This window comes from Pseudoalteromonas sp. MMG005 (genome assembly GCF_018101015.1).
Classification (GTDB): Bacteria; Pseudomonadota; Gammaproteobacteria; order Enterobacterales; family Alteromonadaceae; genus Pseudoalteromonas; species Pseudoalteromonas aurantia.
In genome coordinates, this window is sequence record NZ_JAGJEK010000005.1 from 54,007 (window position 1) to 75,050 (window position 21,044).

Sequence of the window (21,044 nt, forward strand, 5' to 3'; positions counted from 1 at the left end):
AAACACGGTTACGTCAAATAATACGGTTACTTCTGGTAACACGAGTTAATTTAAACAACATACGTACTTTTACGTAAAGCCGCATCCCCCGTGACGCGGCTTTTTGGGTTTTAGGTTTTTATGCAACACATGTGATGTGAGTAGATCCTAAAACAAACTGATGAACATAATAGGAGGTCATAGTGGCCATATTAACGCGAGTGGGCCGAATTGAACTGGCTAAAGCCGTTAAAGCACAAAGTATCTATTTAGCATGGGGGGCGGGAGAACCACAATGGGACACCACCCCTGTTACAGAGCAAAGCACAAGCACACAATTAACCCAAGTTTTAGGATATCGCAAAGCGCGCCGGGTGTTATATTGTGAACCTGACGTCAATGGTGAAATTCAAGTGCCAGAAGGCGGCTTTACTGCCAGTTCGCAAGCAACACCACATATATATTGTGAGTTCAATTACGACTTTACCGATGCCCTTGATAAAACCATACGTGAATTGGGCTTGATGGTAGGGACTCAGCCAAGTAGCGGCGAGCCTGCGGGTAAGTTTTATCATGCACCGAGCGACATTGTTGACCCAGGTGTGTTGATGTTGGTTGAGCATCGGCCTGCGATGTATCGAGATCAAGGGGTGCGTGAAACCTTTGAATTTGTCCTCAGCTTCTAGGTGACGACTATGACAGAGTTTATTAAAGATGTTTTAAAGGACGAATATTACCAAGGATTTGATGCATCTAAGCAATATCAGCAGTTGCTATTTAGAGCGGGGAAAGGCTTACAAAGCCGCGAGTTGAACGACTTACAGTTACAAGTTAACCAGCAGGTAAAAGGGCTGGGTGATGTCATGATGAAAAATGGCAGTATTGTATCGGGTGGGACTGTGGTGGTAGATACACAAGCTAAAATCGCTAAAATGAGTGAGGCTGATGTGTATTTAAATGGGGCGGTACATCACATCAGCGCAACAGCGCTTGCAATATCATTGACCAGCACTGTGGTGGTGGGTGTGTGGTTGACGAGCTCAGTGGTGACGGAACTGCTAGACCCAGCCCTATTAGACCCTGCAGGAGAAGACTCTCCTATGCGTGCTCAAAACTATAATGAACCCGGTGCAGCGCGATTACAAGTGATGGGCCAGTGGGGATTAAGTGATACGCCGCAGGACTCAAAAATGGGTGAAAAGAGTGAGTTTTACCCTGTCCATCAAATAAACAATGGGGTGGTTTTACTCAATCATTCACCAGCAAAATTTGATTCAGTGACGCGGGCATTAGCGCGCTATGATAGAGAGTCAAATGGTGGTAGCTATGTTATTTCCGGCATGGCCTTGAACTATTTAAACACACAGCAACAAGCACAGGTTACGACTCAGCACTATAGCGTGCAAGAAGGTAAGGCGCATATTGATGGCTTTGAAGTGGCGCTTAATACTGCGTTGCCAGCCGCATTTTCGGTTACACCGGATGAGCAGGCAATAAAAAATGAGCCGACGAGTTTCACGCCAGACAACACAGATAAACAGACCGTCGCATTTGATTTTTTCCCAATAAAGCAAGTGGATAAAGTAGGCACTACGGCGAGAAAAGCGGTGCAAATGCGACGAAGCACAGAAGTAGGGGGCCTAGATTTAATCGCTGATTTTAGCGTTACTCGGATTATTTCTGTGACCCAGCAAAAAGGCGATGCCACCATTGAATATGATATTGGCAATGATTGTGTGTTGACGGGGAATCATATTGCTTGGAAACATTCAGGCAATGCGCCTGCGCCGAACGACGTGTATGTGGCAGAGTATGAGTACAATGTTGATATTCTTGTGGGGAGTGCGCTGCAATACAACGAAACGCATTATACCATCAATCAGCAACTGCCAGATGGGGGCCAGCTTGTTGAAAATGCTCAATTACGTGTTGATTATGTCTATTTAAAACCGCGTATTGACTTGATCGTGCTCACAGCACAAGGAGAGGTTAAGCGTATTGAAGGTGCATCTGCGATACAAAATCCGGTAAAACCTCAAGTTCCAGAGCAGCATTTACCCTTGGCATTTGTGCATCAAAGTTGGGGAAGCACGACTCCACGTATAGAGCTTGCCGCAATTCAAGTGGTCAACATGGCTGATATGCATTTTATGCAATCACAGATCAGCGATTTGTATCAGCTCCTTGCAATCGAACGGCTACGCAACGACACCAACGCACAAGATTCGGCGAGTAAATATGGGGTATTTGTAGATCCATTTTTAGATGATGATTTACGAGATGAGCATATTGCACAAACTGCAGCCATCATTGATGGGGAATTATTGCTACCAATTGATGTGACAGTTAACGCACTGGATAACGCCAATGATGCACAGCTTTTGCCGTATGAATTAGAAGATGTGTTAGCGCAAACAAGTCAAACTGGCACAATGAAAGTGAATCCTTATCAGGCTTTTGAACCGGTACCGGCACGTGTGACATTAACACCGAGTGTCGATCATTGGACGCAAACACAGCAGGTATGGTCAAGCCCAGTTACGCGTCGTTTTACACGCGGTGGGGGGCGAGTACGGCGTATAACGACGCGTGTCACAACAGAGCGTGTTGGTACACAAGTCCAGCAATTAGAATTCCTACGACCAAGAACGGTTCAATTCACAATCAGTGGGTTTGGACCTAATGAAGTACTAGCGTCAGTGACATTCGATGGGGTGGTTGTAACGGCGGAGGAAACATCATGATAAAAGCAAATGAAGCGGGTGAAGTCGTAGGGCAGTTTACGATTCCGAGTAACATCCCTGCGGGTAGAAAGCGAGTGCAATTTGCAGGTGCGGGTAAGTCAAATGGCAGTGCCGTTTATACCGGTAGTGGCACGATCCGTGTTGATACCATGCGCCAAGTGAATACCATCGTAACTCAGCGCTATGATCCATTAGCACAAACATTTACTTTGGAACAAAGCCGCTTTATCGCGGCGGTTGAGTTGTGGTTTAAAGTAAAAGGCAAAGAAGCTGTACAGGTACAAATTAGAGAGGTAGTACAAGGGATACCAACCCAAAATGTGCTCGCGCAAACGAGCCTCGATAGTGTAGATATAAACTTAGGTGATGCGTCGACTCTGTTTCACTTTATGCCAGTGTATTTATTGGCAGGTCAAGAGTATGCGATTGTGGTGTTAACGGATGGGGCTGAACATGAAGTGGCCATATCGGAGCTAGGTCAGTTTGACCAACAAACGGGTTGGGTTACCAGTCAGCCTTATCAAGTGGGTGTATTGCTATCATCAAGTAATGCCAGTACCTGGACCCCGCATCAAGAGCGAGATCTTACCTTCAGGTTAAAAGCTGCCAAATTCACACACACCACGCATAGCATTGACTTAGGAAATGTGACTGCACAAGGCATGACGGATGTGATGGCATTAGGTGTGGTTCAACGGCCTAATGCAGATACAGATGTTGAGTTTGAAATAAGCGCACAGGATGCATCATTCAGTACACGCAGATTGCAAGAGTGGCAGCCATCGCAATTGCCAGCACCCTTTACAGGCCCAGTGAATGTCACTGCGCATTTAAGTGGTAGCAGTACAGTGAGCCCAATCGTGTTTGCTGATAGCCAATGTGCACAAGGGGTTGTTAGTCCATCGGCGGATTATATATCTCGTATTATTACATGTCGCAATGGGGGGAAATTTACGGTGAGCTTTGAAGTTAATTCACCCGCGACGGCGTCTGTACAAGTGATGGTTGAACAAGACCAGCAATGGCAAGAGTTAAGCCTGAGTGGCGCACAAGAACTCGCACAAAGTTGGCAGCAAAGAGACTATCAACTACCGCAAATTAACCAAGATAGCACACGAGTGAAATTAGTACTCAATGGCACCGCGTCAAGCCGGCCCAGAGTGCGTAATTTGAGGGCATTTTCAACCTAGGAGGGTCAATGACCGTTGACAATAAAACCCTACATCAAACATATCCATTACCACACCCAACCAATCAGCTAGACCAAGATGTTTTAAGGCTGGTTGAAGCATTAAAAGCCATTGACAGCAATGTTTACATGTTACAACAAGCTGACAATCAAGCAGAAGATGCGCGAGAGACACTGCGAAAAGCGTTGGAGGCGCAAGGTACTCGTATGCAGGCGCAGCAAGATAGCTTATCCGATAAACATGATGCTTTGACAGACAAACACATCAAGCAAGCACGTAAACACAAGCTCAACCAAATACTGGGCGAATCAATTTTTCCACTTTAAGAGGATATTATGGCAACAATACAAAATGCCGTACAGGCCATGGTCGATAAACTGGTAGCTGATATGCAAGGCAGCACACCACTATCGGCAGAAGACCAAGCGTTAGTCAGTAATGCGATAACCAAATTAGCAGATAATGACAGATTAGAAAAAGCCCTCGTAGCGGTTGCAGAGGAGCATTTAGATGTTGCGACGCAGGAGTTAAAACAAGCGACGAGTAACAATACATCAACGATGGTAGACGCAACGCAGTCGGTGAATAATGCAACCAATACATTGGTCTCGCGCAGTGCGCAACTAAGCCAATTAGATAATATTACACCTGCGATTGAGAACATCACCAAGGTCCAACAGCAGGCTTCAGCTAGTTATGTAAAACCCTTATTTGGTTTAAGTAAATTAGAAACGCCAAGTACCAGTAGTAATAATGGGCGAACAACAGCCGCATTTGCGGTTTATGATAGCTCTGGTGAAACGCACCTGGTGCGACCAAGCTACACGGCAAACAATACTCATGAGCAAAGCCGAATTGAGTTTTTGACCTTGAGTGATGATGCTACTCATAAAACAGCACATTTTACGAGCTTTATTTATAACAATGCCTTTGAACAAAACCCAGTAGGCAAAGTGTTTCAGTACGGAGCATCTGCATTTTTACCATTAGCATTAAAAGAGCAGCCGAATGATGTTAAATATGAAGTGGTATTTAGCTCGCAAGACTCAGTCAGTTCGTCAGTAAATGATTACGGTGGTATTTTTTGTAAAACAGCTGGGTTTAATTCTATTACTAAGCCTAAAAAGAACCTGAATGCCGCGGATCAATGGGGTATAACTACCGCCACGGATCATGTATATCACACGGTCGGCGTTTTATATGATAACAACAAGCATTGTTTAGTGGTTGTTGATGAAGGGACGTCGTTATTGATTGAAAAGTATCGTGACGGCAATAACATTACCGCAATCTCTATTCCAGATGAAGCAGCGCTGCAAAACTATGTTAATTCTGGAGATTTTACTTGTGTTAACTTTATTTACAATACCTTGATACATCCTTACGGAACAAGTCGGTATAACCATGCTGAAGGAGCGATGAGTTCATACGCACAAAACTATCATGGCTATTTTGGTATCCTCAATGGAGTAACTAAAATGGGCCATAAGAAATACAGTGCGCATTACCGTTTTACTGAAGAAAAGAAATTAGAACCAATCAACTTCTTTTTTACCAGTAATTCAGAACCTTATAAAACAAGCAATGCAAATGGCACGCAAAATAGTGAGGGTGAAGTAACGATTGCTTTGCAAAGTATGGCAGGCGAGTTATTAGGCATGTATCAGTATAAATCAAAACCAGATCATGTCGGCTATCAAGGGGGAATAATGGCCGTTGCTATAAATTGTATAAACCCGTATTCAAATGTGGGTATTTTGAATGAGCACTATTTACATAATCAGTATGGTTTAGGCCGAACTTGCAGAGCATTTTAGGAGTAAAATATGAATTGTTATTATAATGAAATTCAAGGCATGTGTATTGAAGGAAACTACTGGCAAGTGAACCCTGAGACGGGCGCGAATTGGACTGCTGAATCTGCCGCCGAATATACAGCGAGTTACGAGCCGAAAGAGATAGATCAACTACAAGTGAATAAAGGCGAGGCAGTTGAAAGAATTAAAGCCGCGGTAGCTAAGCGTTTAACAAGCACATTTTGGCGAATTGAAAGAGCCCAAGAGCGATTAGAATTGGCTAAGTTAGGAGCTGATGATACTGTAATTATGGAGGCTACAGAGCATTTAAAACTTGAATTATTAGCTAGAGAAAAACTGAGAGAAGCAAGTAACTTAGCTGAGCAAGATGTTATTGATATAACAAACATCGATGCATTGAACTTATTCAACTTCATCCCTGATGAGTATCTAACATAACGGTCAGCATTGACCTGTTTTAAATGCTAAAAATCAGTAAGATACACCTATGCTAGACAACAAGCTCAAAAGAGTTTGCTTTAGCATAGTAAGCTGGTTCTAGGTTTGCTTACACATCTCACTTGTCCAGATTAAAGCCGGTTTAGTGTACTTTCGAGTATGGCTAAGTTGGCTTTTTGTTCTGTGCTGTGAATTTAAGCGCTGCGCTTATACGGTAAAACGGTAAATGGATCCTGACCTTCGTCAGGAAGACGATGGAGTGGGGTGAAGCGCAGTGACAGCCCAGAAACTGTCATCGTGCAAATATTTATCGTTATGCAAACAACGGCACCTTGTAAACGATGGTTATCACCATACAAACAACGGTCCCCTTATAAATGATGGCTATCACCATATAAACAATGGTCACCTTATAAATGATGGCTACCACCTTGAAATGCATACCTTCTTTGTCTCCCTGAACTTGTTTCAGGGTCTAGTGAAGATAACGACATACAAATAAACACATTTAAAATGGTTTGTTTAAGCGAATCATTCTGAATGTTTTGAGAGGGTCAGCATTGACCTGTTTTCAACGCTAAAAATCAGTAAGATACACCTATGCTAGACAACAAGATCAAAAGAGCTTTCTTTAGCATAGTGTGCTGATTTTAGGTTTGCTAGCACATCTATCACCTTGAAATGCATACCTTCTTCGTCTCTCTGAACTTGCTTTAGGGTCTAGTGAGGTTGAGCGTTATTGTGGAGTTCAACATCAACGATAACGTAACCTGGATCCTGACCTTCGTCAGAAAGACGATGGAGTGGGGTGAAGCACAGTGATAGCAAAGCAACTCACATCGTGCAAATATTTATCGTTATGCAAACAACGGTCCCCTTATAAATGATGGCTACCACCTTGAGGTGCATACCTTCTTCGTCTCCCTGAACTTGCTTCAGGGTCTAGTGAGGTTGAGCGTTATTGTGGAGTTCAACATCAACGATAACGTAACCTGGATCCTGACCTTCGTCAGGAAGACGATGGAGTGGGGAGAAGCGTAGTGTCGGCAAAGCAACTCACATCGTGCAAATATTTATCACTATGCAAAGCAACGGTGCCCTTATAAATGATGGTTATCACCTTGAAATGCATACCTTCTTCGTCTTCCTGAACTTGCTTCAGGGTCTAGTGAGGTTGAGCGTTATTGTGGAGTTCAACATCAACGATAACGTAACCTGGATCCTGACCTTCGTCAGGAAGACGATGGAGTGTGGTGAAGCACAGTGATAGCAAAGCAACTCACATCGTGCAAATATTTATCGTTATGCAAACAACGGTGCCCTTATAAATGATGGCTACCACCTTGAAATGCATACCTTCTTAGTCGCCCTGAACTTGCTTCAGGGTCTAGTGGGTTTGAGCGTTGCTGTGAGTTCAACATCAACGATAGCACAAACCGGGATCCTGACCTTCGTCAGGAAGACGATGGAGTGGGGTGAAGCACAGTGATAGCAAAGCAACTCACATCGTGCAAATATTTATCGTTATGCAAACAACAGCCACCTTGTAAGCGATGGTTATCACTATGCAAAGCAACGGTGCCCTTATAAATGATGGCTATCACCTTGAAATGCATACCTTCTTCGTCTCCCTGAACTTGCTTCAGGGTCTAAGTGAAGATAACGACATACAAATAAACACATTCAAAATGGTTTGTTTAAGCGAATCATTCTGAATGTTTTGAGAGGGTCAGCATTGACCTGTTTTCAACGCTAAAAATCAGTAAGATACACCTATGCTAGACAACAAGCTCAAAAGAGTTTGCTTTAGCATAGTAAGCTGGTTCTAGGTTTGCTAGCACATCTATTACCTTGAAATGCATACCTTCTTAGTCGCCCTGAACTTGATTCAGGGTCTAGTGAAAATAACGACATACAGATAAACACATTCAAAATGGTTTGTTTAAGCGAATCATTCTGAATGTTTTGAGAGGGTCAGCATTGACCTGTTTTCAACGCTAAAAATCAGTAAGATACACCTATGCTAGACAACAAGCTCAAAAGAGTTTGCTTTAGCATAGTAAGCTGGTTCTAGGTTTGCTAGCACATCTATCACCTTAAAATGCATACCTTCTTCGTCTCCCTGAACTTGCTTCAGGGTCTAGTGAAAATAACGACATACAGATAAACACATTCAAAATGGTTTGTTTAAGCGAATCATTCTGAATTTTTTGAGAGGGTCAGCATTGACCTGTTTCAACCCTAAAAAACCGGTAAGATATACCTAAGCTGGTTAATCAAAGAAAAGATATAAAGCGTTGTTATTAATAAATAATAACTCGTTTCACATAGATTCCAACTCCACCAATTAAGCCTACACAGTGTGTAGGCTTTTTTATTGGTGTTAATTGAAGGTGCTGCAGATGAATGTTTTTAATCTACTCGATATGTCAAAAGTACCATTGCCCGATAGCATCACGGTGTTGGACTATGAACAAAAACTTAAAGCGCTAAAAGAAAAGCTCTTAGTAAAACACCCTGAATTTTCAGATGCGTTGACCTTAGAATCAGAGCCACTGGCCATCATGCTAGAAATGATGGCGTATCAAGCTTTGTTATTTGATGGCAAAGTGAATGATGCCATAAAAGGTAATATGTTGGCGTCAGCGACAGGCAATGATTTAGACGCCATTGCGGCGCGATACAACTTATCTCGCCAAGCTGCGAACTCAAATATTCATGAAAAAGAAAGCGATACGCGTTTTAGGCGTCGTATTCAAATGGTATTTGAAGGATTAAACACCGCAGGAAGTAAGCAAGCATATCAGTTTCATGCTTTATCAGCTGACCCTCGGGTAAAAGATGTGTATGTACATAGTCCGCAACCTTGCGTTGTGGAACTCACCGCATTGAGCCATGAAGGGCACGGTTTACCCTCTACAGAATTAGTTGAAAAGTTACGCAATCATTTTGGTTTATTGCCCGATGGCAGTAGGCCAAGTGAAGAGGCGTCAAAAGTGAGGCCATTGGGCGATAAAGTGTCGATTTTTACCCCAAATGTTGTGCCGTATCATATTGAGGTTAACTTAGTAATTGCTCCCGGGCCTTCGGCATCAAGTGTTGAGGCAACGGTTAAAGCGGCGCTTGATGAATATATTGCACAGCAAGCTTTATTAGGGCGAGACATTAGCCAAATGGGGCTCTTTAGCGCTATTAATCAGCCAGGTGTTGAAAATGGCCAAGTATTAAGCCCAAGTACAGATGTACCAATATCTGCCGACTCAGTCGCACACTGCACAGGTATGGTGATTAATGCATCGGTGCGCCGAGGTGATGAATGAGTGACTTCAAAGCATTACCTGATCTGTTGCCACATAATGCCTCAATGTTGATGCGCTCACTTGCTGAGTTATTGACTTACCCTGATAAATCACAGTTATTAAAGCACATTTGGCACCCACAGGATTGCCCTGCAGAGCTATTGCCTTGGCTTGCTTGGGCGTTGTCGGTAGATGATTGGAATGATGCGTGGTCTGAACACACTAAACGGAAAATGATTGATGATGCGTTTGTCGTCCATCAATTTAAAGCGACGCCGTTTGCCTTAAAAAAAGCATTAGACAGTTTAAATATTGAAACCGATATTCATGAGTGGTGGCATCAAATAGATGCGCAGCCCGGCACCATCTTGGTTAACGCGATGGTGAACGAAAATCTCGACAGTAACGAGGAAGGGTTATTGACCAAAGCAATGCTTGCGCAAGTAAAGCGCATTATTGATACCGTTAAACGCGCTTCAATTCATGTCGAAGTGCAGTTGGGCATTTCGTTAAAAGAACAATTTGGTATGGGAATACATGCCAGTGCAGGGACGGGATTATTCTCCAAGGAAGGCGTCTTCAACGGGGTAAGGCCAGATACGGGGTATGTTGATTTAGCCGCGTCGCTTAACGCTCAACCCGGTATTGGGTCTTTGCAACAACAAGGCGACTTTAACGGTGTGACACCTGATGACACTGAGGCAACGCTTGGCGCTGTACTTGCAAGTCAAAAAGGGATTGGCGCGTTAGAACATAGTCTTGATATGACGGGGGTGGTGCCAAATGCAATGGCCGCAGGCTTAAATTTATACGGTTATGGCCAAGTGAATATTGCAGCAATGGAGGCGCAAGCGAGCTGGAAAGGTGTATGGCCTGAGTCATGTACTGCTACTACTGTGGTGTCAGCTGCATTATCTCAACTTCAACTTACTTATTTTACTCTACAAGGAGCGACGTAAATGTCTGCATTAACCTTGCAATTTACTCAAGCTGGTTTAGATGCGTTAATGACCGCCACACAGCGTGGTTTTAAAGGCAAAATCAGCCACATGGCATTTGGTGACAGTGCCTACACACCAGATAAAACTCAAACAGCGCTTAAGGGCGAAAAAGAACGGGTCGCCATTGCCGACACCGATTATTCCGATGGCGAAGGCAGCAGCTTAAAAATAGCAGGTAAGTTTGATGCGCCGATTGAATATGCGATTCGTGAAATAGGGGTATTCATTGAGTCACCAAACTATAGCGGCGAAGGTGAGCCTGAGCTTATTTTACTGGGTGTGTACTCGAAACCAGATACGACGCTTGGTTATCGTACACCCGATGTAAAAGTACTCCAGTGGTTAACCTTATCGTTGACTCAGTTACCTTCGCAGAGTGTTGAGATAAAAGTTGGCGTTGATAATCTTAACCTGATTGTAGATAGAGAGCTGGCTGATATGACCTTGGTTCAACTCAATACCATGGCGCGTCAAATTGAACAAGAGCTGCGTTTAGTCGCACTTGAACAAGCTTAGTCTTTAAAGTTAAGGAAATACTATGTCAAATCAAGAAAAACCGATGAGCCAACGGCTCACGGACGTGGTGGTCGCCGCCGACAACCTAACTCAAACCGTACAAGATAAAATTGGCAATATTGATGCTACCGTTGCTGCGAAATCTGCAGAGGTTGATGTTTCAATAGCACAATCAAAAGCGAGTATCGATAACTTTATTGTTGGTGCAAGAGGTGAAGCATCGCATATATTACTGAGCAAAAATCAGCGAATGGAACCTCTCGGAACAACAGGAATTAAACATTTTAATACGATTGGTTTATCGTCACTTGAAGTTATAAAAGAAGCGACATTACATGGTAATTCATCTCATGATGTTGACCATACTGGGAATGGCGTTGCGGCTGACTTTAGAGCTAATGTGTATGGCGGATATGTTAATGGCTATTTTAATATATTACGGATTAAGTGGACTCGAAATGACAGGGCTCACTCTGCACGAATAGACGATAATTGGTTTAGAGGCTATCAACAAGGGAGTCTGACTACGGCTTGTTATTTGAAGCTCATTTCGGGGGATGTGGAAGGTTCAATGCAGCCTGTTATTAACTATGAAAATGATTGGTCGCTGTATGGTTTTCAAACGAAAGTGACAAATTTAACGGGTCAGTTTCATGGAAGTCATACTAAGTTAGCGCTATCCAAAAACAAAGAGACTTCAGGAGAGGCATTAATTTGTTTGTTTGGCACTGCCAGTGGATATATTGACCTTGAAAAAGTAGGGTGGGGTATTTATCCCGAATTCGCACGTCCAACAGATATACCAGCAATAGGAGTGTAAAATGTTAATTAAACATCAAGGGCAACTAGTGGCTTCGGTAGGCCAAATATTAGACTCAGATGCGATAGCTTCATTTTTGTTACAAAATGAAGTAGATATCCCAGTATCAGAACTTGAATTGACGTATGAACCATCAGAAGCATTGTCTGCTAGAAAGGATGCTTATAAATTAGAGTCAGACTCCCTTTTTATTGAATGGCAATATGATCAAACTGATGCAGCAAAACAAAAGTGGCTGTCTAAAGTCGAAGAAATTAAAGCGCGATATCCATTGCTGGCTTAAACCACTTCGGTCATATCATCCGCCTTAAAACCTTTCGGCCATTTCTGGCTGAGCTTTTTATCAGAGAATCATTATGAATCAACGCAGTACCCTAGTACGAAAGGTACTTGAGTGCCTAACGTCTGGATTGGGCGCTACCGCTCAGGTAGGGCTATTAAAGCCGAACATGCCTTATCCAGATTTAACGCAAGTTGCGCAGTTATGTATTCAAGTATTGAGTGAACGCCAAGCCAGTGAGTTGCAATCAAAAGGTGCTGAGCCAGGTGTGACGTATGGGCCAACTTCCAATAAGAATTTGAGCCCGAACCCGCTCGATAGACGGGTATTAACATTGCAACTGGACTTAGAGGTAGAACATACCAATAGTGATGCACTACTCACGCGTTTAGATGGGGTGATTGAGCAATGTGAAATGCTGATGCAGGCGGACGATATGGCCACTCCATGGCAGTTTTTTGTGCCTTATCATATTGAATTTGGATTTACCAAACAGGCGAATAGCACAATTGGCAAAGCCACATTAACATGGCAATTTTATTATCAGGTTGAATTTGTGGAAGTCTGTGACTTACCACCGGTCAGTGAAGTGTATTTAGGCCCTGAAGGGGGCGAACATTGGCTTATTGCTAAAACGCCTGCAGCGGTTAATACACCATCTGGGAACGGGAGTGCTTAATAATGATAGCCAACCCATTACAAACCAATTTAGCCCAAGCCGACATGCAGCATCGGCTCGCAAAGTTAATTTCGTTAGGCACTGTGAATGAGGTGGATTACGAAAAAGCGCTAGTCAGAGTCACCATTGGTGATTGGTTAACCTCTTGGTTACCTTGGCTTACAGCGCAAGCGTTTAACGATTTAACTTGGCAAGCCCCTGAAGTGGGTGAGCAAGTGGTGGTATTGGCCCCGTGTGGTGACTTAGCGCAAGGGGTGGTGTTAGGGAGTTTATATCAACAAGACCACAACATAGGCAAAGTGGCCAGCGATGTAGCAAAAGAGAGCCGTCAACACGTGCAGCGCACGGTATATCAAGATGGCTCCATGGTTGAGTACGACCGCGAAAAACACCGCTACTATATTGATATAAAAGGTGAAGAGGCAACGGTTGATGTTGTATCTGCCGGTACACTTAATATCACTACGGAAAAAGACATCACAATTCATACTAAAACCAATGCCATTGTTAATGTTGATAAAGACGCAACGATTGCAGTAAAAGGTAATGCAAAAGTAACTGCTGATAAGCAAATAGAAGTGACTGCAAAAGAAAAACTGTCACTGACGGGCTCTGAAGTGAACATTGAGTCAAAGTCAGGCGGGATTGCAGTAAAAGCAGCTGCGGTACTAAAGCTTAACGGCGCTTCAATTAGCGCGCAGGAGTAACGGATGCCGGCAATTTCACTTGATGGCGCAATGACTAATGTACATGTTGGTTATCTACCAGGCAAAGCGAGTGCAACGCAAGGTAGTTTTACCGTCTCTGGTAAGCCAGCTTTACGAGAAGGTGATCCTATTAGTACTCATGCATTGATTGCAGATCCACAAGTTAAGCATGTTGGTATGAAAGTTTCTATGGGAGCGAGTAGTTTTACGATTGAAGGCAAAGCTGTCGCACGTATTGGCGACCCCACAGATTGTGGTGGGCAGTTGGCGCAAGGTGAAGGCGGCTTTACAGTTGGTGGATAACGCTTAATCATCATTAACTTCAGGTACATAAGGCAACATTATGCTTGGCATGAACGCGAAAACAGGAAAGCCCCTCGCGGGGGTTGAACATTTAAAACAAAGCATTCACGACATCGTGACCACCCCCATCGGCAGTCGTGTGATGCGCAGAGATTATGGATGTGGCCTATTTGATTTACTCGATAGCCCCTATTCGACCAGTATGGTGGGAGATATCACTTTGGTTGTCTCCAATGCACTGGAAAAATGGGAACCTCGTTTTGAACTGGAATCAGTTGCAGTGCAACCAACAGGAGATGGAAAGCTATCGATAGATATCAGTGGGTTGTATTTAATTAGCGGTGAACCAGTGCTCATCGAAGGTATACAAATCTAACCCAGCTTATTTAGTAAGGCAGTTCAACATTGCCTTATATTTTTAACATTCTCAAAAACCACGCCAAGCGTGGTTTTTTTGTTTCTAACTGACATACCCTTAAAGGAGATTCATATGTCAAAATTTCTACATGGTGTAGAGGTAATCGAGGCGCAATCAGGCACTCGTCCAATTAAAACAGTAAAAAGCTCAGTAATTGGCTTGATAGGTACGGCGCCTTTTGCAGATGAAGACGCTTTTCCTTTAAATACACCGGTACTTATTGCTGGTAAACGTGCAGAAGCGGCTAAATTAGTTAATCCTAGTAATACCGATTTTGCAGCGCGCTTACAAACTTTGCGTGATGCGGCTCTGGCTGTTGAAGTCACTAAATTCAAAGCTGAAAATAATGACACCGCGCCTACCGCGGATGAGTTAAAAGCACTGACTGAAAAAGTTAAAAAAGCGGTCACAGACGTAGAATATGACAGAAAAGGGACTTTGGTTCCTGCTGTGGATGGTATTTTTGACCAAGCGGGCGCAGTCATTATTGTTGTGCGTGTTGCGGACGGTGATGAAGCAACGGTAACTCAACGAATTGTAGGCGGTGTGGCTGCTGATGGTTCGTATGAAGGGATGCAAGCATTCTTAGGCGCTGAATCAGTCGTGGGCGTTGCACCGCGTATTTTAGTGGCACCTGGCTATACACATCAGAAAAATGGTTCTGAGAAAAACCCAGTCGTAACAGATATGGTGGGTATTGCTGAGCGTTTACGCGCTGTGATCATCGCTGATGGTCCAAATACCAATGATGACGATGCAAAAGCATATCGTAAAGACTTCGGTTCTCGTCGTGTATTTGTGGTTGACCCTGCGGTGCGTGTTTTCCGTGATGGTCAATCAGTAGTTGAACCAGCCAGTGCGCGTGTTGCCGGTATGATTGCAAAATCAGACAACGACCGTGGTTTCTGGTGGAGCCCAAGTAACACCAACATGAATGGCATTGTGGCAACCGCTCGCCCAATCGATTTTCAATTAGGTGACTCAAATGCTCGTGCTAACTTATTAAATGAAAATGAAGTGGCAACGATTATTCGTCAAAATGGCTTTAAGCTATGGGGTAACCGTACATGCTCTGATGACCCTAAATGGGCGTTCTTATCTGTGGTACGTACAGCTGATATGATCAACGATTCATTGCTTCGTGCTCATATGTGGGCGGTTGACCGTAACATTACTAAAACATACATCGATGATGTTGTACAAAGTGTACAGGGTTACCTCGATAGCCTTAAAGCACAAGGTGCTATTTTAGGTGGTGAAATCTGGGCTGATGAAGAGCTTAACACGCCAATTAATATCCAAGCGGGTAAAGTATATTTTAGCTTTGATTTCACGCCACCAACACCGGCTGAACACATTACCTTTAAAAGCATCCTTACTAACAACTACCTAGAGGAAATCGTATAATGGCAACATCTCCTAAGATCCTAAAAAAATTCAAATTATTTGTCGATGGTAAGGGCTACCTTGGTATCGCTGATGAGATTACGTTACCTAAAGTAACGGTTAAAACTCGTGAAATAACGTCTGGTTTTCAAGCGCCTATTGAATTAGATGTAGGTCAACTTGAAAAAATGGAAGGCACAATTACGCTGCTTGAATACAGTTCAGATGTATTGAAACTTATGGGTGGCTGGGGTGGCGACACTAAACCACTTGTTGCTCGTGGTGCAATTCAAGCACAAGGTCAAGCACCAGTGCCGGTAAAAGTAACGTTGTCTGGTTTCTTCAAAGAAATGGATATGGGTAACTGGAAAGATGGCGAAGAAGCCAAATTAACCATGCAATACGCAGTACAAAAATACAAGTTAGAAATTGGCGCAGATGTGATTTATGACATCGATTTAGCCAATGATGTTCGTATCGTTAACGGTGTTGACCAAATGGCGTTACTTCGCACAGCAATTGGAGCTTAATAAGTTATGACAGATATCATTAAACTGACTTTCCCAGTCACGGTCGATGCGCATGAGTATGCAGAGCTAAAGATGAGACGACCAAAGGTACGTGATAGATTAATGGTAGACAAAACGGATTTAAGCGAATCAGAAAGCGAAATTCGTTACTTCTCACATTTGTGTGAAGTATCTCCAGACGTCATTGAAGAATTAGACTGGAGCGACTTTGTCAAACTAAGAGAAAAGCTACAGGCTTTTCTCGTATCCCGCCCAAGCGCTTAAAGTCCATGGTGATAGCCCTCGCAAAATACACCGGGTGGGGCTTACAAGAATTAAACGGCTTAACAGAACCAGAGCTATGCGACTGGTTCGAAGCAGCCGTTGAATATAAAAAAGAAACGGAGGCAGGTCATTGACCTGCCTTTTTTATCTGTAGACTGCATGTTTTATGATCTTATTTAACCTCAGGTTTGGATAAGGGTTTTGGAATAGGAAGTATTCTGTAAACAAACTTACGTACAATCCAACGATGATATTTAAATAGATAAGCCAAATCACATTTAACACGATTCACGAAGTGGTACTCACTTATTGTTATTTGGCATATCTTTTTCAACTCTACTGGCCATCGGCCCACTATTTCACGCTTGTTATTTCAGTTATGTACAAGTCTTGCTATTGATGCAGGCGGGTGTACTGGCAGGCAAGTACTCAGCTCACTTCTTTGCATCTCCCAGGTATAGCTATGAAACGTCACGGATCATCTGATCAAAAACGCGGTGCGAAAAAATCTCCCGCAGCCAGCAAAAAAAAGGCAAATAACGCCAATAAAGTTAAAAATAAGTTACCAAAAACTCAGCAAGATCACGCAAAAGCAGCGCAGTTTATCGCTGAGGCGGTAAAGAGCATCAAAGCGTCAGGTGCAATTGTGCAGCCCGACTCCATTGAACCTGTATTGGCTCAATTGGCGAAGTTTAATGTGAATCAGCTCATGCTTGACAATGGTAACGTGCTCAAAAAGCAATTGGCAAATTTGAGTAGGGTGGCTGTCAGTAACTCTGGTGATAATGGCGCCGTTGAACTGATAAAGACGCAGAAAAAGTCAGCGCAAGGCGAGGCTGATACGGCTAATAATATTGCGGCAAATGAGCTTGCGGTACAAGTAGGTAAAGGTGGCAACTTATCAGAGGTTATTTTTGGCTTGAGTCAGCATATTGAGGGGCTTGATTTTGGGCAGTTTCAGCAAGTTATAAAGCAAGACTTATCAAGTTTAACGCAAGCAATTCCAGAGATAAGTAACTCAATAGATGTTACGGGGCTAACTGATGTATTGTCGCAGCACAGTGCGAAGTTTGCAGCCAGTGATAGCGAGAAAGCACTTTCTCAACAGCTGGATTTATTGACCTCGACAGCGCCACATATTTTAGATGCGTTGAATATGCCGCAAATGAGCGACTCACTCAAAACGGGGCTGGCGACTTTTAATCAGTTAGATATTTCAGGCATGATGGATGGTGACTTGTCGAGCTTAACGGCGACAGCACCACAAGTGCTAGAGCATATGGGATTTGGCCAAGCTGCCAATGTAGTTGGTAAGGCACTTCCAGTACTAGATAAGTTAGACGCTGGCGCAGTTTTGCAGGGCGATTTAAGCTCTTTGGCAGATGCCGCTCCCGCTGCACTTGATGCGTTAAACATGCCGCAAGCGGCACAAACAATTGAGAACATGTTACCTGCATTACACAGCATTGATACCGGTGCCATTATGCAAGGCGATTTAAGCTCGTTAAAAGATGCGGCACCAGCGCTCATTAAAGCCGTTGATATTGATGCCTTGAATCAATCAATAGCACAGAATATTCCAGCACTTGCCCAGCTCGACTTAGCGGGGGCAGTAGAGGGTGATTTAAGCAGTTTATTAAATACAGCGCCAGACATTTTACGTACCGCGAATTTAGGTGGCGCTGCAGATGCGATACAAACTGCGATGCCGGCCCTGCAGCAGTTAGACATGAAAGGGTTAATGACTGGCGACTTAAACTCGCTTAAAGATGTCGCCCCTGAGTTAATTAAGACGCTTGATTTAGAGGGTATACATAATTCTATTACACAAAAAATCCCTGCGCTGGAGCAATTAGATTTAGTGGGCGTGGCACAAGGTGACTTGACGAGTCTACTTGATACCGCGCCAGATATGCTGCGTTCAGCCAATTTGGGCGGCGCAGCAGATGCAATTCAAGCGGCTTTGCCTGCACTTAAACAGCTAGACCCAACAGGGATAATGAATGGGGATTTGACTTCATTGATGGACGCTGGTCCTGAGGCACTTAGAGCATTTGGCTTAGGCGAGGCAGCGGATAAGTTTAGCGACGCGCTCCCAGCACTGAAACAGCTTGATATGAAGGGTATTGCCAGTGGTGATATTTCGACGTTACTGGATGCCGGACCTGGGGTATTAAAGACCTTGGGTTTAGATGGTGCTGCCGGTGTTATGGAAGCGGCATTGCCTGCTTTAAAGCAGTTAGATGTAAAAGGGATTATGGGTGGGGACCTTGATTCTTTATTAAATGCAGGGCCTGATTTACTCAATGCGTTTGGGTTTGATGGTGCAGCTTCATTTATGCAAGATCATGCTACGACATTAGCAAAGCTGGATTTTAAAGGGATCGTCAAAGGTGACTTATCGTCATTAACGGGCGCTTTACCCGATTTATTGGATGGGTTTGGCTTAGGTGGTATCGCGGATATGTTTTCAAGTGGTGAAGCCGAGTCTGACTTTGCAGCACCAGAACAAGAAGAGAAAAAACCTAAAAAGCGTAAGAATAAAGGCAATAAAAGAGGCAATAGACGCTCTCGCAAAAACAGAGGGAATAAAGGTCGCTCAACTTACCAAAATGATAATGTTACAGACGAAAAACAAGTGCCAAAGAGCAATAAAAAGCCTTGGGCTAAAGACTCAACTACAGACGCTAAGACACAGCTAAAAGCAAAGCCGAAGTTATCGATTATTGAGGGCGGATTATCAGAGACTGAGCAAAATAGAAAAGTAAGTAAAAGCCGTACCAAGGCAAGTGCTACCAAATTGGGTAAACCAATTGCAGCGAATGATCCTATTTTCAGTAAGTCGGTAAAAAGAGGCTTTAAAGGCAAAGGGTTAATTAAAGGTATCACAAGAAGCCCATTTGGTAAGCTATTTGGCAAATTAGCAGCGCCTGTAACGGCGGTAATGGGGGCGATGGATGTCGCGTCAACTTTATCAGATGATAGCTTAACGAAAAAAGAAAAGTCACAGCAAGTAGGACAAGCCGCTGGAGGTGCCGGTGGTGCACTTGCGGGCGCTGCTGCTGGGGCTGCAATTGGGTCGGTTATTCCTGTATTTGGCACGGCCATTGGTGGCATCGTGGGTGGTGCATTAGGCGCGTTCGGTGGTGAATCGTTAGGGGGCATGTTAGGTGGGTGGTTTGGCAATACGCTAGATGACTCCGACAGTAAAGCACAAGAGCGAAAAAGCAGTAAAGCCGATACTCGTGCCAGTGAATTAGCCAATACTAAAACGACAAGCAGCTCAGTAATAGCACAAGGTGACTCATCTAAAGCGCACAATACGATGCCCACAGTAAGTAAAAAAGGCGGTGTATTTAGCAAGATAATGGCAAGTCCAGTCACAAAAATACTGGGTGCTACAGGTATTGGTGCGGCATCAAATGCGCTTGGTGGTTTAATCGGGAGTTTATTTGCTGATACACCATCAAAAAGTGAAGAGCATTCAAAGGAGGGTGTAAACACTGCTTCAAGTGCTACGACACGGCCAGGCAGCTACGTAAGTACTTCGTTAGATTACGTAAAAAATAATGTCATTAATGAAGCGAATATGTTTGCCGGCATGGCTGCAGAGATGGAAAAAAACGCGGGTATTAATAATGGTCCGATGAATAAGTTATCGGCTGTAGGCACTAACGCCGGACGTATACTCAATGGGCACACGATATTAAAAGCTGCAAATGATGATTCACTATCATTAAAGCAAAAAGCAACCACTATGGGTGGTACAGCAGCAGGTTGGGGAGCCAGTGAATGGGTCTCGAACAAAATGGGTAAATCGAAAAATGGTGCTATACGCATGCTCGCACCAGTTGCTGGGTATGCAACCAATGCGGTTGTGGGGGCATTAGGTGGTGGCCTCTCTGGCTTGTTGGTTGATACATTATTTGGAAAAGATAAGGTGAGTGAAGTCGATTCACCTAAATTAGTCGATGGCACAGCGACTAAAGGCAATACTTTAAACATCAAATCGTTGGCACCAACCAGCACGCGCACATCAACGGTACAATCAGGTAAAACGCCAGTCAGTGGCGGCAGTGTGACGGTCAATGCCAACATTACCGTCAATACTACGCCTGGCATGTCTGCAGTTGAAATTGCAGAACAGATAAAACAGGTACTTGAACAAAAACAATTGCAAGCGCAACGTGATTTGCGTACTCGTTATATTGATGAGGTAGCTTAATGGAAAAAGTAGGTAATGCATCACATATGATGCAATTAGGTAAGTTTAAATTTTCTGTTGGAGGCGCTGCTTTTGACAACTTAAAGTTTAATACGGATTACCGCTGGAAAACACAGGATTCGCAAACAGAAAATAGCAGCCCTGCAATGCAGTTTGTGGGGATAGGAGATCAAACGCTTAGCTTGACGGGGACAATATATCCTCAGCTGGTGAAAGATGGTCTTACCCAAATTGATAGTATGCGAGCAGAGGCAATGACTCAGCTACCACTCAAACTTACCTATGTGCAAGCAAGTGGTAAGTCAGACCCCAGTGTTGGTCGCGTTTTGGGCAATTGGATCATTATGTCAATCAGTGAAGATCGAACGCTGTTTTTGAATGATGGTATTCCAAGAGAAATTAAGTTCTCGATGGAATTGAAGCGTCATGATGCAAACACTAAATAATG

Annotated in this window: 21 protein-coding genes; all 21 read left to right on the plus strand. The window is 43.7% G+C overall.

Features of this window, described 5'->3' with window-relative positions; genetic code table 11:
- Positions 1-182 precede the first annotated feature (182 nt).
- The 21 genes from J8M01_RS05400 (at position 183) to J8M01_RS05495 (ending at position 21,042) form a co-directional block, all read left to right on the plus strand.
- The gene (locus tag J8M01_RS05400) at positions 183-665 is read left to right on the plus strand and encodes a hypothetical protein (RefSeq protein WP_210998312.1); all 483 of its coding nucleotides are present in this window, start codon (positions 183-185) and stop codon (positions 663-665) included.
- Between the two features lie 9 nt (positions 666-674).
- Positions 675-2,723: a DUF4815 domain-containing protein gene (locus tag J8M01_RS05405; protein ID WP_211057280.1), complete on the plus strand. Its 2,049-nt coding sequence runs from the start codon at positions 675-677 to the stop codon at positions 2,721-2,723.
- On the plus strand, positions 2,720-3,913 hold the full coding sequence (locus J8M01_RS05410) for a hypothetical protein (RefSeq protein ID WP_211057281.1): 1,194 nt from the start codon (positions 2,720-2,722) through the stop codon (positions 3,911-3,913). The genes J8M01_RS05405 and J8M01_RS05410 overlap by 4 nt, the downstream gene beginning before the upstream one ends.
- Positions 3,914-3,921: 8 nt before the next feature.
- A complete protein-coding gene (locus tag J8M01_RS05415) occupies positions 3,922-4,239 on the plus strand; it encodes a hypothetical protein (protein ID WP_211057282.1) in 318 nt (105 codons plus the stop codon).
- A 9-nt stretch (positions 4,240-4,248) separates the two neighbouring features.
- Positions 4,249-5,730, plus strand: a complete 1,482-nt coding sequence (locus J8M01_RS05420) for a hypothetical protein (RefSeq protein ID WP_211057283.1) — start codon at positions 4,249-4,251, stop codon at positions 5,728-5,730.
- A 9-nt stretch (positions 5,731-5,739) separates the two neighbouring features.
- Positions 5,740-6,168 (plus strand): hypothetical protein, encoded by a 429-nt coding sequence (locus J8M01_RS05425; RefSeq protein ID WP_211057284.1) that lies wholly within the window; start codon positions 5,740-5,742, stop codon positions 6,166-6,168.
- A gap of 2,402 nt (positions 6,169-8,570) precedes the next feature.
- Complete coding sequence (locus J8M01_RS05430; RefSeq protein ID WP_211057285.1) at positions 8,571-9,488, plus strand: baseplate J/gp47 family protein; 918 nt, start codon at positions 8,571-8,573, stop codon at positions 9,486-9,488.
- Positions 9,485-10,426, plus strand: a complete 942-nt coding sequence (locus tag J8M01_RS05435; RefSeq protein WP_211057286.1) for a phage tail protein I — start codon at positions 9,485-9,487, stop codon at positions 10,424-10,426. Before J8M01_RS05430 ends, J8M01_RS05435 begins: the two co-directional genes overlap by 4 nt.
- Positions 10,427-10,984: a phage tail protein gene (locus J8M01_RS05440; RefSeq protein WP_211057287.1), complete on the plus strand. Its 558-nt coding sequence runs from the start codon at positions 10,427-10,429 to the stop codon at positions 10,982-10,984.
- A 22-nt stretch (positions 10,985-11,006) separates the two neighbouring features.
- Positions 11,007-11,804, plus strand: a complete 798-nt coding sequence (locus tag J8M01_RS05445; protein ID WP_247671011.1) for a hypothetical protein — start codon at positions 11,007-11,009, stop codon at positions 11,802-11,804.
- 1 nt (position 11,805) lies between these two features.
- Entirely contained in the window at positions 11,806-12,087 is a 282-nt protein-coding gene (locus J8M01_RS05450; RefSeq protein WP_211057288.1) for a hypothetical protein, read from the plus strand.
- A gap of 73 nt (positions 12,088-12,160) precedes the next feature.
- Complete coding sequence (locus tag J8M01_RS05455; protein ID WP_211057289.1) at positions 12,161-12,763, plus strand: hypothetical protein; 603 nt, start codon at positions 12,161-12,163, stop codon at positions 12,761-12,763.
- Positions 12,764-12,765: 2 nt separating this feature from the next.
- Positions 12,766-13,470, plus strand: a complete 705-nt coding sequence (locus tag J8M01_RS05460) for a phage baseplate assembly protein V (protein ID WP_211057290.1) — start codon at positions 12,766-12,768, stop codon at positions 13,468-13,470.
- A gap of 3 nt (positions 13,471-13,473) precedes the next feature.
- Positions 13,474-13,773, plus strand: a complete 300-nt coding sequence (locus J8M01_RS05465) for a PAAR domain-containing protein (protein WP_211057291.1) — start codon at positions 13,474-13,476, stop codon at positions 13,771-13,773.
- Positions 13,774-13,813: 40 nt separating this feature from the next.
- The gene (locus tag J8M01_RS05470; protein WP_192507062.1) at positions 13,814-14,149 is read left to right on the plus strand and encodes a GPW/gp25 family protein; all 336 of its coding nucleotides are present in this window, start codon (positions 13,814-13,816) and stop codon (positions 14,147-14,149) included.
- A 114-nt stretch (positions 14,150-14,263) separates the two neighbouring features.
- A complete protein-coding gene (locus tag J8M01_RS05475; protein ID WP_211057292.1) occupies positions 14,264-15,598 on the plus strand; it encodes a phage tail sheath subtilisin-like domain-containing protein in 1,335 nt (444 codons plus the stop codon).
- On the plus strand, positions 15,598-16,107 hold the full coding sequence (locus J8M01_RS05480; RefSeq protein WP_192507064.1) for a phage major tail tube protein: 510 nt from the start codon (positions 15,598-15,600) through the stop codon (positions 16,105-16,107). The genes J8M01_RS05475 and J8M01_RS05480 overlap by 1 nt, the downstream gene beginning before the upstream one ends.
- A gap of 6 nt (positions 16,108-16,113) precedes the next feature.
- Positions 16,114-16,371, plus strand: coding sequence for a phage tail assembly protein (locus tag J8M01_RS05485; protein ID WP_010364460.1), 258 nt, complete (start codon positions 16,114-16,116; stop codon positions 16,369-16,371).
- Between the two features lie 5 nt (positions 16,372-16,376).
- On the plus strand, positions 16,377-16,505 hold the full coding sequence (locus J8M01_RS24170; protein ID WP_282100510.1) for a hypothetical protein: 129 nt from the start codon (positions 16,377-16,379) through the stop codon (positions 16,503-16,505).
- Positions 16,506-16,834: 329 nt separating this feature from the next.
- Positions 16,835-20,596, plus strand: coding sequence for a hypothetical protein (locus J8M01_RS05490; RefSeq protein WP_211057293.1), 3,762 nt, complete (start codon positions 16,835-16,837; stop codon positions 20,594-20,596).
- On the plus strand, positions 20,596-21,042 hold the full coding sequence (locus tag J8M01_RS05495; RefSeq protein WP_210997004.1) for a phage tail protein: 447 nt from the start codon (positions 20,596-20,598) through the stop codon (positions 21,040-21,042). Before J8M01_RS05490 ends, J8M01_RS05495 begins: the two co-directional genes overlap by 1 nt.
- The last annotated feature ends 2 nt before the right edge of the window (positions 21,043-21,044 follow it).

What these genes read in the sequence shown, in the direction of transcription:
- J8M01_RS05490 (WP_211057293.1), top strand. Translation starts at nt 16,835, where the DNA reads ATGAAACGTCACGGATCATCTGATCAAAAACGCGGTGCGAAAAAATCT.
- J8M01_RS05455 (WP_211057289.1), top strand. Translation starts at nt 12,161, where the DNA reads ATGAATCAACGCAGTACCCTAGTACGAAAGGTACTTGAGTGCCTAACG.
- J8M01_RS05470 (WP_192507062.1), top strand. Translation starts at nt 13,814, where the DNA reads ATGCTTGGCATGAACGCGAAAACAGGAAAGCCCCTCGCGGGGGTTGAA.
- J8M01_RS05415 (WP_211057282.1), top strand. Translation starts at nt 3,922, where the DNA reads ATGACCGTTGACAATAAAACCCTACATCAAACATATCCATTACCACAC.
- J8M01_RS05410 (WP_211057281.1), top strand. Translation starts at nt 2,720, where the DNA reads ATGATAAAAGCAAATGAAGCGGGTGAAGTCGTAGGGCAGTTTACGATT.
- J8M01_RS05430 (WP_211057285.1), top strand. Translation starts at nt 8,571, where the DNA reads ATGAATGTTTTTAATCTACTCGATATGTCAAAAGTACCATTGCCCGAT.
- J8M01_RS05460 (WP_211057290.1), top strand. Translation starts at nt 12,766, where the DNA reads ATGATAGCCAACCCATTACAAACCAATTTAGCCCAAGCCGACATGCAG.
- J8M01_RS05465 (WP_211057291.1), top strand. Translation starts at nt 13,474, where the DNA reads ATGCCGGCAATTTCACTTGATGGCGCAATGACTAATGTACATGTTGGT.
- J8M01_RS05480 (WP_192507064.1), top strand. Translation starts at nt 15,598, where the DNA reads ATGGCAACATCTCCTAAGATCCTAAAAAAATTCAAATTATTTGTCGAT.
- J8M01_RS05435 (WP_211057286.1), top strand. Translation starts at nt 9,485, where the DNA reads ATGAGTGACTTCAAAGCATTACCTGATCTGTTGCCACATAATGCCTCA.
- J8M01_RS05485 (WP_010364460.1), top strand. Translation starts at nt 16,114, where the DNA reads ATGACAGATATCATTAAACTGACTTTCCCAGTCACGGTCGATGCGCAT.
- J8M01_RS05475 (WP_211057292.1), top strand. Translation starts at nt 14,264, where the DNA reads ATGTCAAAATTTCTACATGGTGTAGAGGTAATCGAGGCGCAATCAGGC.
- J8M01_RS05405 (WP_211057280.1), top strand. Translation starts at nt 675, where the DNA reads ATGACAGAGTTTATTAAAGATGTTTTAAAGGACGAATATTACCAAGGA.
- J8M01_RS05425 (WP_211057284.1), top strand. Translation starts at nt 5,740, where the DNA reads ATGAATTGTTATTATAATGAAATTCAAGGCATGTGTATTGAAGGAAAC.
- J8M01_RS05495 (WP_210997004.1), top strand. Translation starts at nt 20,596, where the DNA reads ATGGAAAAAGTAGGTAATGCATCACATATGATGCAATTAGGTAAGTTT.
- J8M01_RS05440 (WP_211057287.1), top strand. Translation starts at nt 10,427, where the DNA reads ATGTCTGCATTAACCTTGCAATTTACTCAAGCTGGTTTAGATGCGTTA.
- J8M01_RS05450 (WP_211057288.1), top strand. Translation starts at nt 11,806, where the DNA reads ATGTTAATTAAACATCAAGGGCAACTAGTGGCTTCGGTAGGCCAAATA.
- J8M01_RS24170 (WP_282100510.1), top strand. Translation starts at nt 16,377, where the DNA reads ATGGTGATAGCCCTCGCAAAATACACCGGGTGGGGCTTACAAGAATTA.
- J8M01_RS05445 (WP_247671011.1), top strand. Translation starts at nt 11,007, where the DNA reads ATGTCAAATCAAGAAAAACCGATGAGCCAACGGCTCACGGACGTGGTG.
- J8M01_RS05420 (WP_211057283.1), top strand. Translation starts at nt 4,249, where the DNA reads ATGGCAACAATACAAAATGCCGTACAGGCCATGGTCGATAAACTGGTA.